We start from the raw sequence: 12320 nt of genomic DNA, 5'->3' as shown, positions 1-12320 counted from the left end.
TGAAATTTTCAGGGGGCAATACCACATTGACGAGCCCGATGGCTTCCGCTTCCTTTGCCGTCAATGTCTTCCCGGTAAGGAGGAGTTCCATGGTTTTCTTGAGGCCGATGATCTTGGGAAACCACGCGGCCGCCACCGGCGGAAAAACGCCCACCGCAATTTCCGGCTGGCCGATGCGTGACTTTTCAGAGGCGATGACGATGTCGCAGAAGGCCATGAGCTCACAACCGCCTCCGAGCGACCTGCCGTTTACCACGGCCACAGTCGTTATGTCCATGGTTGCCATCAACCGGAACATCCCATGAAAGACCTCGATCATCTCATCTACTTTGTCCTCCGTATGGTCGGCCACATCTACGCCGTCACAGAAGGCCTTTTCGCCGGCGTGATCGAAGACCAGAACCTGGATAGACGGATCTTTCTTCAGCTCCGCGAGGACCTGATTGATCTCCTTCATCATCACTATGGTAAGCCAGTTCGACGGCGGAGTATTCAAGGTGATCGTTGCAAGTTTTCCTTTCTTTTCAAAGGTGATGTGATTGAATGCCATATAATCCTCCCTTCACGTGTTCGGTGAATACCTTCACCGTATACGGGTGTGGATGAAAGCCTGCCCGCATAAGTCTATTACTCTTCCTATTCCTACCCATCATCTACTATACATCATACCTGCGCTTTTTGGTGATAAAAAAAGGGGGGATAACTCCCCCCTTTTGGTTTGTGCCGTTTTTACTTGCCCTGCGGTTTTCCGAGGACCTGCTCCATATAGGCCTCGTTGTTGAGAACGCCCTGCGCGATGAGCTGGCGGTTCTTGATGAAGTCGATGGTGTCGAGTCCGGTGATCTTCTTTGTGTTGAAGGCGCCGAATCCGAGGAATGCCTCGCCCATCATGTTTGTTGCCAGCCAGTACCGGTGATCGTTCTTCATGGCATCCCAGAAGGATTTCTTCTTCTGTCTGATCCCGTCAATGGATTTCATCAAGCAGCCCGGGAACAGGTTTGCGAATATCCAGACGATTCTATCGACTTCAGCGTCAAGGAGTGAGAAATCATAGTCGTTGTTCTTCAGTTTCTCGTTTACCCACGCCCTGGCCTGTTTGGCCTCGTCGCCCGTCTTGTTTTCGCCGTATACGATCTCGCCGTCCTTCACGAAGGTATCGGTGATGACCTGCGGGTTGCGGACCCAGTTACCCTTGTCGTCTTTCAATACAGGGATGGCTTTGGAGATGAGGTTCTTGGCCTTCATCTTGTATGCTGACCACATTTCGCAGCTCACACAGTTCCACATTGCATCTTCCGCGGTGAGGAACCACGGCAGAAAGTCTGACGAGCCGCCTACCGGCGCCGAGCCATGGCGCGGACCGGCCTGACCGAAAATAGCGAGGTCGGATGAAATGGCGATATCACAGGCAAGGCCTATTTCCTGACCGCCGGCTACTCTCATACCGTTTACCCGGGAGATGACCGGCTTCTTGCACATGAGAATGCTGTCGACCATGTTGTTGAACAGTTCCATGTATGCGCCATATTCTTCAGGACGCATACTGTAGTATTCTGAATATTCCTTGGTGTTGCCGCCTGTGCAGAAAGCGTTGGGGCCGGTTCCGGTAAAGATCGTGGCCACAACTTCGCGGTCTGTGGAAGAATTCTCAAAACCGGCGATAACGCCCTTCACCATTTCGGTGGTGTAGGAGTTGTACTGGGCAGGGTTGTTGAGCCTGATCCAGGCCGTATAGAGCCCGGGAACCACGTTGCCCTTGGGGTCTTTCAGCGGTCTCTTTTCATAGACCGTGCACGGTGCGTCGGTACCCCAGTGGTTGGTCCCGTGTCTGCTGTGATCCTTTAATCCATGTTCTCTTGGCATCCACTCTAATCCCATATGTTCCTCCTCGTAAAATTTTATTGTTGCTTAAAAGTCTGGTTTTAAGGAAACTCTCTTGGCGGGAGACCCGGCCTTATGGATCTCATCGAAGGTCGCCGCGATCGTGCTCATGGGTCTCACCTCGACGAAAGGATCGATAAGGATCTTTTTGGAGAGCACCATGTCGAGGACGATCGGATAATACTCGGGCAAGCAGCCCCATGTTCCGATAACCTCTGCATCAAAGGCCATCAGCTTCGAGAACATATATTCGCTTTTTGCCATTCCGAAGCCCACGAGGATCAGTTTTCCCACAAAGGAAAGAAGATCAAGGGCAAGATCCTGGCCCGCTTTGGCGCCGGTGACTTCAAAAATCTTCCAGCCCGTATTGTCAAGACCTTTGGATTTGCAGAAGGTTCTCCACTCCCCGACGATGTCCTTGTTGACCTTGTCGAGCGTGCTGATTACGTGATCGCACCCGTACTCGAGCGCTCTTTTCAGTTTGTCGGGATTCCTGGCGATGCCGATAACGCTCTTTGCACCGAGCGCCTTAACGGTCTGCGCCATATAGACACCCACGCCGCCCGTGGCGCCAATAATGATGACATTATCACCGGGCTGCAAATCGGCTCGCTTGGCCGCCTGGTAAGGGGTCGTCACCGCGTCGGCGACAACTGCCAGTTGTTCAAGCGCGTATCCTTTCTTATCGGCTACCACACACAGGTCGATCGTAGGCACGGGGATGTGGCTTGCAAACCCGCCGTATACACCGATGCTGTTGCCCGGCATCTTCTGCGCGAGGCATCTGTTGCCCCTGCCTGTTTTGCAGAGGATGCATTTCCTGCAAGGCATAACTGCGGGGATAATGACTTCCTTGCCAATCCAGGCAGGATCGCCCGCAACGACCGTGCCCGCGATTTCGTGACCAAGGGCCAACGGCGGCTTGCTCACTGTAGGCACGCCATCATAGAAGTAGCCAAGGTCTGTATGGCATACGCCGCAACCGGCGACTTCTACCAGTACCTCACCTTCTTTCAACTCAGGGACCGGTATCTCTACCATCTCAAGCTTCCCGGGTGTGGTCTCCTTGGTTTCCCTGTTAAAGACTGTCGGCTGAACCATTTGCCACTGCTTAATTGTTTTTGGTACATCGCCCATTACAACACCTCCTTAGATATTTAACAAAAAAACGATCACCTCCCTTGTTGTCTACGTCATTCCATAACCACCGTCTACAGGCAGAAGCTGGCCTGTGATGTACCGGGCATCGTCTGAAGCAAAAAATACGAAGGCCGGAGAAACATCTTCAGGTTCAGCATATTTGCCGAGGAGAATCCTCTTTGTATATATCTCTTTGAGTTTTTCATCGGTGGAGATCGTGTGGGTCATCTCCGTGGTCACGATACCGAGGGAAATCACATTGGCCGTGACGTTGTATTTCGCAAGTTCCCTGGCCATGGATTTGGTCATGGAAATGACGCCGCCTTTTGCCGCGCTGTAGTTGATCTGGCCGATGGTCCCCACAACGCCGGCAACGGATGTAACGTTAATGATCCTGCCGTAATTCTGCTGCATAAAATACTTTGATGCCGCTTTTGCACAGAGCCACGGGCCTCTCATCTGAACGTTTACCACCTCGTCCCAGGTCTCAACGCTCATCTTATGCATCATGCCTGGCTTTGATATCCCCGCGTTGTTCACCAGGATGTGTATGGAGCCGAAACTCTCGACGCACGTCTCGATGATCTTCTGAGCATCTGCTTCCTGACCTACGTCGCCCTTTACAGCCACCGCCTTCCTTCCTAAGGCCTGAATCATAGCGACCACTTCGTCGGCGGCCTTCTGGTTGCCGGCGTAATTCACCACCACATTAGCACCTTCCTGCGCGAATGCCAGAGAAATTGACCTGCCCACACCCCTTCCGCCGCCAGTTACGACTGCATTTTTTCCCTCTAACTTCATGACAACCTCTCCTTTTTTATATTCTTAAGAATCTATCTTGTGAAAGATTTTATTAGCGTTACAATATTATATTTCAAAGCAACCATATGTCAAGACAAAAAGCGCCGATATTAGGGACTTTTTTTGTGCCTGGCGGGGGAGAGTTTTGTCATATCCCGAACCCTTATTTTCCTCTCTTTTTTGTTCATTCCGGTGACCATCTTACGAGCCGGATTGCCTATGGTCGGCTATCGGGATATTCCGGTGCGAGCGGAGACTGTTTTTCTCTTGAAAATTCCTCTCAGATCATTCATCATTGAGAACAGGTCCTGCGCTTTAATGGGATTCCGGACACAGGATTATCTCTGATAAGATCATTAAGGAGGCATAAGCATGACTTCTGTATTGGAATCATACGAGGATGGCGTATACACGATTGTGCTCAACCGGCCCGAAAAAAAGAATGCCATGGATTATGATCTGCTCAAAGGACTCTACGACGCCCTGAAAAAGGCTGACAGGGAAAAGGCGCCCTTCGTGGTCATTCGCGGCTCGGCGGGGGCATTCTGTTCGGGAGGGGATATCGTGGCGTTTCATACTGCTGAGGATGCACAAGCGCTCATCGATGCGGAGGCGGGCGTGCTCAACGAGAGCATAAAGACGATCCGGAACATGGGCGCGATAGTCATCGCGCTTATCGAAGGGGTCGCCGTGGGGGCGGGCGTGGGTCTTGCACTGGCCTGCGACCTGTCGATTGCCGCCAAGAATGTGATCATAAATATGGGGTATCGAAGGATTGGACTCACGCCTGATGGCGGAGGGAGCATCTTTTTGCCGAAACTGGTGGGAGCCAAGAGGTTTAACGAACTCTATCTCTTCTCCCGAAATGTGAGTGCGCAAGAAGCCAAAGAACTGGGTCTTATCAACACGATCTGCGAACAAGCCGATCTCGAGGACGAGCTTAAGAGAACGATAGAGGGCCTCAAGGTCCTTCCCATGGAGACCATACGGTATTTCAAAGACTTGGTGAACCACGCGCTCTTCCCGGGGCTCGAATCTCACCTTGACAAAGAAAGGTTTTATGTTGCCGAACTTGCCGGTCAGCCTCTGTTCAAACAGAGGCTGGAGAGCTTCCTGAAGAAGAAATAGCCCCTGTGGATGCCGTTGAGGCTTGATAAGGTGGGGCTGACGAATCAATGAGACAGCGGCCGGGACCAGGCTTCGTTGCAAGGTTGGGCTCGACACCGGGGCAAGAGCCCTTATAGAGGGTTGCCAAGGAATCACCGGGTGTGCTACATCTTGACTTTTATGAAACAGAGGTGTATATTTATGTCACACGTTGACGTGTAACAACAATGGCGTTCTGGACATCGGGACGCCATTTCATTTTCAAGGCTTTCAGACGAAGGCGTCTTTAACCGGTGAGGGGTTTGAGACACCTTTTTTGTTTCCTAGGGTTTATAGACGAAGGCGTCAATAAGCGATAATGGCATGCGCAGCGGGTGAGAGCCAAGGCTCGGCGAACCCTGTCTGTAGAGGGGCACATTGCAAGACCCCGCTCATGGTTGTCGGTTATGTGGCGCTTTTTATATTTTTCAGGAGGTGCAGGTATGAAAAAGTTTCTCACGTGTTTGATCCTGATCGGTTTTGTCATGGCCGCAGCGGGCGTGGTTTATGCGCAACAGGCTAAGGAGGCGACTTCGTCATCAGCTCAGGTCTCTCAGGCGTCGAGTGCCGGTGGCGCGCTCGCCGCGCGAGAGGGGAAGGCCGGGTACCCGCTTGCGGGTGGAGCTTCGCTGCCGGAGGGGGCGACGCGAGTCCCGGTAGGTTCTGATAGCGCGCCTGCCGCGCGAGAGGGGAAGGCTCCGACAGCTTCGCTGCCGGAGGGGGCGACGCGAGTCCCGGTAATTGACACCGGCGATACGGCCTGGGTCCTTGTAGCCACCGCTCTCGTTCTCCTCATGACGCCGGGTCTTGCGTTCTTCTATGGGGGCATGGTGGGACGCAAAAATGTGCTCGGTATTCTTATGCAGTGCTTCACCATACTCTGCATCGTGAGCATTCAATGGGTCCTTTTCGGCTACAGCCTCTCCTTTGCACCGGGCAAGGGGTTCTGGGGCGGGCTCTCATGGGCAGGTCTCACAGGGGTGGGTTTTACCCCATATCAGGACTACGCCGCGACCATCCCCCACCAGCTCTTCATGGCCTTTCAGATGATGTTTGCTGTGATCACGCCGGCGCTTATCATCGGGGCTTTTGCCGAAAGGATGAAATTCTCTGCGTTCATCATTTTTATGGTCTTATGGGCCACCTTCGTCTATGATCCGGTCTGTCACTGGGTCTGGGGTGTGGGGGGATGGTTGAAAGACCTGGGTGCCCTTGACTTTGCGGGAGGCACCGTTGTTCATATCAACGCCGGTATCGCGGCGCTCATGACCGCCATCTTCATGGGAAAGAGAAAAGGCGCCACGAATAAGGCCATTCTTCCCCACAATCTGCCCTTTACCATACTGGGCACGGCGCTCCTCTGGTTCGGGTGGTTCGGTTTCAACGCCGGCAGTTCTCTCGGAGCTAACGGTCTTGCCGTCAACGCCTTTGTAGTTACGAACACCGCCGCTGCCGCTGCAGGGTTGACATGGACCCTCATTGACTGGATTTTCAACGACAAGCCGACCATGCTCGGGACCGCCACAGGGGCCGTTGCTGGACTTGTGGCCATTACCCCGGCGGCGGGTTTCGTGAGCGCCCTCTCGGCAATCATTATCGGCATGCTCGTGAGCATCTTTTGCTATATGGCCGTGGCGCTCCTTAAGCCGAAATTCGGCTATGACGATGCCCTCGACGTGTTCGGAGTCCATTGCGTGGGTGGTATCTGGGGCGCGCTTGCCACGGGCCTTTTTGCCTCCAGGGCGGTAAACCCCGCAGGCGGCGACGGGCTTTTCTTCGGTAATCCCAAACAGTTCTTCATTCAGGCCGTGGCAGTCGGCGTCACTGTTGCCTACAGCTTTCTCGCCAGTTACATTATCTATAGGGTTGTCAACCTCGTAGTAAAGGTGCGCGTGCAGGAGAAGGACGAGATTATGGGGCTCGATTTGACGCAGCATCATGAAAATGCATACACGATTATGGAATAAGGAGGCGCGGGATGAAGCTCATTATCGCAATCATCAAGCCGGACAGGCTGGAGGCGGTGAAACAAGAACTCTACAAGGCTGACGTGAACCTGATTACGGTGAACGAGGTCCTGGGACACGGCAGACAGATGGGTATTACGGAGGTCTACCGCGGCGTAAAGGAGATGGGAAACCTTCTTCGGAAGGTGCGGCTTGAAATCGCCGTGAATGAAGATTTCGCGGAGCCGACTATCCAGGCTATTATAAAAGGGGCCCAAACGGGAGAGACCGGTGACGGCAAAATATTCGTTCTCGACCTCGCCGAATGCATCCGTATCCGTACGGAGGAACGGGGAGGGGTGGCTATCGGATAAATTGAGCGCGCGGTAAATAGCCTTGTGTGATGAAGACAAGGACCCGCTTACCGGGGAGTCCGGTACGCGGGTCGCAATGAAGCCCACCCAAATACTACTTGTAAAATCGATTACAGAAATAGTATAGTGAAACTGCACACAGTCGTGCTATCAATACGTCCTCACCGACCTCGAGGACCATCAACAACGCCGTTCAAAATCAGTCGATGAGAATGAGACTGAATGGCTGTCTGTACGGCTCCGGCACGAGGGAGTCGGGAACCGTATAATCTTCTGCCATTTCACTGCGGACTACGCTTAAGCTTCGGCGCAGGCCTCGTCAGATTGCGGGCAGAAGGGGCTGGCGGCGCTTCGCCACGGATAGGCGAGGGCGCTTAACTCTATCTTAAGATATCGGAGGTGTCTGGTGAGGAGATATACTATCGGATTATGTGCGATTGTTCTCTGTCTATCGATGGCTGCTATGTGCCAGGCTCAAGGGGCGAGCGCAACGTCCGCCGCGACAGCGGAAGCTTCAGCGGTGAGTGCGGGTGACACGGCCTGGATGCTCATATCGATAGCGCTCGTGATGTTGATGACGCCGGGACTCGCGTTCTTTTACGGCGGCATGGTAAGACGGAAAAACGTTCTCGGCGTGCTCATGCAATGTTTTATTGTGCTGGGAGTGATCACAGCCCAGTGGCTCATCTGCGGATACAGTCTCTCTTTCGCACCGGCAAAAGGCTTCTGGGGCGGTTTTGCCTGGCTTGGCTTAACGGGGGTGGGATCGACCCCCTTCAAAGATTATGCGGCCACTATCCCCCATGAGGCTTTCATGATTTTTCAAGCCATGTTTGCCGTAATCACGCCAGCCCTTATCATCGGCGCTTTTGCGGAGAGGATGAAGTTCTCGGCTTTTCTCGTGTTCACCCTGCTCTGGGCAACCTTCGTCTATGATCCGGTCTGTCACTGGGTCTGGGGCGTGGGTGGATGGCTCAGAGAGATGGGGGTGCTCGATTTTGCAGGCGGCACCGTTGTCCATATTAATGCCGGGGTGGCCGCGCTCGTTACCGCTCTTGTCATCGGGAAGCGAACCGGCTATGCGAATAAACCGGTGCCTCCGCATAATCTGCCCTTTACCGTTTTAGGTACGGCGCTTTTGTGGTTCGGATGGTTCGGGTTTAACGCGGGAAGCGCTCTTGCAGCCAATGGGCTTGCGATCCATGCACTCGTTGTGACCCATACCGCTGCAGCTATTGCGGGCATAACCTGGGCGTTGCTCGAATGGATACTCAATGAGAAGCCTACGATATTCGGCACTGTTACCGGCTCCATCGCGGGTCTCGCTACTATTACGCCCGCATCGGGGTTTGTGAGTGTCTTTGCCGCGGCCATAATCGGCTTCGCGGCGAGCGTGATCTGTTACTTTTTCGTGGCAGCGGTCAAGCCCAAGCTTGGATATGACGACTCTCTTGATGCATTCGGCGTCCACGGTGTGGGAGGCATAATCGGGACCCTTGCGACGGGCCTCTTTGCATCCAAAGCAATCAACCCCGCAGGGGCCGACGGACTCTTCCTCGGCAACCCGAAACAGTTTCTCGTTCAGTTGATCGCCGTGGCCGTTACCTTTTTGTACAGTTTTGTTGCGAGTTTGATTATCTTCAAAGTCGTCGACCTGTTCATGAAAGTCCGGGTCAAGGAGAAGGAAGAAATTATCGGCCTGGACCTCACACAGCATCACGAAAACGCGTACACAATTCTCGAATAGGGGGCAGACCATGAAACTCATTATAGCAATTATCAAGCCGGACAGGCTGGATGCAGTGAAACAGGAACTTTACAAAGCCGAGGTGAACCTGATTACCGTGAATGAAGTCCTGGGGCACGGCAGACAGATGGGCGTGACCGAAGTGTACCGGGGTGCCAAGGAAATGGGCAATCTTTTGAGAAAAATACGGCTCGAGATTGCCGTGAACGAGAATTTCGTCGAGCCTACGATCAATGCCATCATAAAAGGCGCCCAGACGGGCGAACTCGGCGACGGAAAGATATTCGTCCTCGATCTCGTTGAATGTATCCGTATAAGGACTGAAGAACGGGGAGGGGTGGCGATAGGGTAAGACGTGAACAGTGCCTGAAGGAACGGGCGCAGGGACTTAAGGCCTGTGTCCGGCCATGATGAAAGACGTTTTGCGGTCAGTGGCGGCAGGTTTGTTAGAAGACCTCTTGCGTTGAGACAGCCCGACCACGAGGTTTTTTTAAGGCCCTGCATCCTGTAAAATTGTCTTGTAAATAGGATTGTTGTGCATTATACTTTCAGAGGCACATTGAAGTGTCAGTTCCTCAACGTCCTCGAGGGATTTTCAGAACGCCGAACGAAGAAGTTCAAGCACAGTCAGCGCCTTACGACTCATTTGCCTTTAAAAGTTTTTGGGAGGGCGATATGCCATTCACCGGCAATTTAAGACATTTTCCCATCGTGAAAGTAGTACCGCTTAAGGCGTTTGATGCGGAGCAGGATAGACCTGACCATTGGGCCTTGAAGGGCATGGTAATGAACGCTATGGCATCTCTTAAGGAGATCGAATCGCTCTGGAAAGAAGACCGCGATTCGGCTGATCTGAAAAGGAAATTTGAGGAGCTTCACTATCAGCTTATTTCTCTAAAGAAGTACTGCGAGGGTGAGAGCAAATCAGCATAGTCAGAACAGAAATATTCCATAAGGAGGAAGAAGGAATGGAGCTTACAGAAGTTTTTGGTTTGAACGTTTTCAGCGATAAGGTCATGAAACAGCTCTTGCCTAAAGAGACCTACAAGGCCCTGAAGGAAACAATTGAAAAAGGCACTTCGTTGAAGTCTGATGTTGCCGACGTGGTTGCGAATGCGATGAAAGATTGGGCAATCGCCAGGGGCGCTACCCACTATACCCACTGGTTTCAGCCTTTGACCGGTATGACGGCAGAAAAACATGACTCATTCATATCCCCGGCGCCGGACGGCACCGGGATCATGGAGTTTTCCGGAAAGCAGTTGATTCAAGGTGAACCCGATGCATCGTCCTTTCCGAGCGGCGGCCTGCGCACCACGTTTGAGGCAAGAGGCTACACCGCGTGGGATTGCACATCACCCGCATTTCTTAAAACTGACGAAAGTGGCAACGTAACGCTCACTATTCCCACGGCCTTTTATTCCTATTACGGGGAAGCGCTTGATAAGAAGACGCCTTTGCTCAGATCCATGAAGGCGGTATCAAAGCAGGCGCTCAGGGTGTTGAGAGCCCTGGGCAACAAAGCATCGGCCCGCGTCACCTCCACGGTCGGCCCCGAACAGGAGTACTTCCTGGTTGATAAGAAGTTCTTCATGGAGCGTATCGATCTTTTGCTCACCGGGCGGACCATCTTCGGTGCGCCTGCGCCCAAAGGGCAGGAGCTCGAAGACCAGTATTTCGGCGCGATTAAAGACCGTATCTCCGATTACATGAAAGACCTTAACATAGAACTCTGGAAAATGGGCATCAGCTCCAAGACACAGCATAACGAGGTGGCGCCTGCTCAGTATGAAATGGCCCCCCTGTATTCCACGACCAATATCGCCACGGATCACAATCAGCTCGTCATGGAGACCATGCAAAAGGTCGCCCTTCGTCACGACCTCGTTTGTCTGCTCCACGAGAAGCCTTATGCCGGCATCAACGGGTCGGGCAAACATAACAACTGGTCGCTGTCTACCGATGATGGCATTAACCTCCTCGATCCCGGCCACACCCCCAGTGAAAACGTTCAATTTCTCGTTTTCCTGAGCGCGCTCCTCAAGGCCGTCGATACCCACGCCGACATACTTCGTGCCACATGCGCGACAGCCGGCAACGATCACCGTCTCGGCGCCAATGAGGCCCCGCCGGCTATTATCTCCATCTTCATGGGCGAAGAGTTGACCGATATTCTTGACAAGATTTCGAAAGGGCAGAAGATCTCGGCTCGTGGCAAACAGTTTGTCAACGTCGGAGTTGATACCCTGCCGGTAATCCCAAAGGACAACACGGACCGCAACAGAACCTCGCCGTTTGCATTTACAGGCAACAAGTTCGAATTCAGAATGGTCGGGTCGGCGCAGTCTATCGCAGGATCCAATGTGGCCTTAAACACCATCGCCGCAGAGGCGCTCGATGAGATCGCAAGTCGTCTGGAAAAGGCCAAAGACAAGAACGCCGAAGCCGCGGCCATCATCAGGGAAACCTACAAGAAACACAGCCGTGCGATCTTCAATGGGAACAACTATGATGATGCCTGGGTCAAGGAAGCAGAGAAACGTAAACTGCCTAACGTGCGAAACTCCGTGGATGCGCTCAAGGCCTTTATCTCTGACAAGTCGCTCAAGCTCTTTGAGAAATATGACGTGCTTTCCCATAAGGAAATGCATTCTCGCTACGATATCTACATCGACACGTACTCGAAACAAATCAACATAGAAGCGCTCGCCGCTATCGAAATGGCCAAGAAGCAGTTCGTGCCAACGGCGCTTGAATATGCCACATTCCTTGCGGATTCCATTTCCAGCTTCAAGGCCGTATCAGCAGCGGCTCCCATCCAGGCAGACCTTCTCAAGAAGTTGAACGCCTTGCTCGCGTCTTGCTACAAGAACCTCACGAAGCTCGAAGCCGCGACCGAAAAGGCCCAGAAGACCAAAGACACAGTCAAGCAGGCCGAAGCTTACAGGGACACCGTGGTCACGACCATGTCCGCCCTGAGGACAGACGTTGATGCCATGGAAATGATTGTACCGAGAGATATGTGGCCGGTACCGACGTATGCAGATTTGCTTTTTAAGTTGTAATTGCTAAGAGGCGTTTTTCAAGCGCCCGTATGTATCAGTTTGGGGCCGCCGATCCTTGAGTGCTTTTGGATCGGCGGTTTTTTTCATCCCGTGATGAAGAATTGAGCAGTTATTTGGTAGAAGAGGTTCCTGCGAGAACGACGGAACTCGAGACGTCATAAGAAATCTTGTCCTCACGGGGATAATATACTATACTCTCTTGCCTGTCTGCCGGACTCTC

11 protein-coding genes are annotated in these 12320 nt (G+C 52.9%); 7 read left to right on the top strand and 4 right to left on the bottom strand.

Features of this window, described 5'->3' with window-relative positions; all coding sequences use genetic code 11:
• The 4 genes from VMT62_15355 to VMT62_15340 all read right to left on the bottom strand — a co-directional run.
• A partial coding sequence (locus tag VMT62_15355; protein HVN97806.1) for an enoyl-CoA hydratase/isomerase family protein occupies positions 1-550 on the bottom strand: 550 nt, incomplete at its 3' end.
• Between the two features lie 179 nt (positions 551-729).
• Positions 730-1878, bottom strand: a complete 1149-nt coding sequence (gene oah, locus VMT62_15350) for a 6-oxocyclohex-1-ene-1-carbonyl-CoA hydratase (GenBank protein ID HVN97805.1) — start codon at positions 1876-1878, stop codon at positions 730-732.
• 30 nt (positions 1879-1908) lie between these two features.
• Complete coding sequence (gene had / locus VMT62_15345) at positions 1909-3018, bottom strand: 6-hydroxycyclohex-1-ene-1-carbonyl-CoA dehydrogenase (protein ID HVN97804.1); 1110 nt, start codon at positions 3016-3018, stop codon at positions 1909-1911.
• 51 nt (positions 3019-3069) lie between these two features.
• Entirely contained in the window at positions 3070-3822 is a 753-nt protein-coding gene (locus tag VMT62_15340; GenBank protein ID HVN97803.1) for a 3-oxoacyl-ACP reductase family protein, read from the bottom strand.
• A gap of 372 nt (positions 3823-4194) precedes the next feature.
• Between VMT62_15340 and VMT62_15335 the strand changes: the two genes are divergently transcribed.
• The 7 genes from VMT62_15335 to VMT62_15305 all read left to right on the top strand — a co-directional run bounded on the left by VMT62_15335 (position 4195) and on the right by VMT62_15305 (position 12100).
• Positions 4195-4950, top strand: coding sequence for an enoyl-CoA hydratase/isomerase family protein (locus VMT62_15335; protein ID HVN97802.1), 756 nt, complete (start codon positions 4195-4197; stop codon positions 4948-4950).
• 461 nt (positions 4951-5411) lie between these two features.
• Complete coding sequence (locus VMT62_15330; protein HVN97801.1) at positions 5412-6935, top strand: ammonium transporter; 1524 nt, start codon at positions 5412-5414, stop codon at positions 6933-6935.
• 11 nt (positions 6936-6946) lie between these two features.
• Positions 6947-7288: a P-II family nitrogen regulator gene (locus tag VMT62_15325; GenBank protein HVN97800.1), complete on the top strand. Its 342-nt coding sequence runs from the start codon at positions 6947-6949 to the stop codon at positions 7286-7288.
• A 406-nt stretch (positions 7289-7694) separates the two neighbouring features.
• The gene (locus VMT62_15320; GenBank protein HVN97799.1) at positions 7695-9035 is read left to right on the top strand and encodes an ammonium transporter; all 1341 of its coding nucleotides are present in this window, start codon (positions 7695-7697) and stop codon (positions 9033-9035) included.
• Positions 9036-9045: 10 nt separating this feature from the next.
• Complete coding sequence (locus VMT62_15315; protein HVN97798.1) at positions 9046-9387, top strand: P-II family nitrogen regulator; 342 nt, start codon at positions 9046-9048, stop codon at positions 9385-9387.
• A gap of 323 nt (positions 9388-9710) precedes the next feature.
• Positions 9711-9968: a hypothetical protein gene (locus VMT62_15310; GenBank protein HVN97797.1), complete on the top strand. Its 258-nt coding sequence runs from the start codon at positions 9711-9713 to the stop codon at positions 9966-9968.
• A gap of 35 nt (positions 9969-10003) precedes the next feature.
• Positions 10004-12100 carry a glutamine synthetase III gene (locus VMT62_15305; protein HVN97796.1) on the top strand — a complete coding sequence of 699 codons (2097 nt, stop codon included), beginning with the start codon at positions 10004-10006 and terminating at the stop codon, positions 12098-12100.
• Positions 12101-12320: the final 220 nt, after the last annotated feature.

It is taken from the genome of Syntrophorhabdaceae bacterium, assembly GCA_035541755.1.
GTDB lineage: Bacteria > Desulfobacterota > Syntrophorhabdia > Syntrophorhabdales > Syntrophorhabdaceae > PNOF01.
The sequence above is the reverse complement of the archived record's forward strand: the minus strand, read 5'-3'. Positions and strand labels throughout refer to the sequence as shown.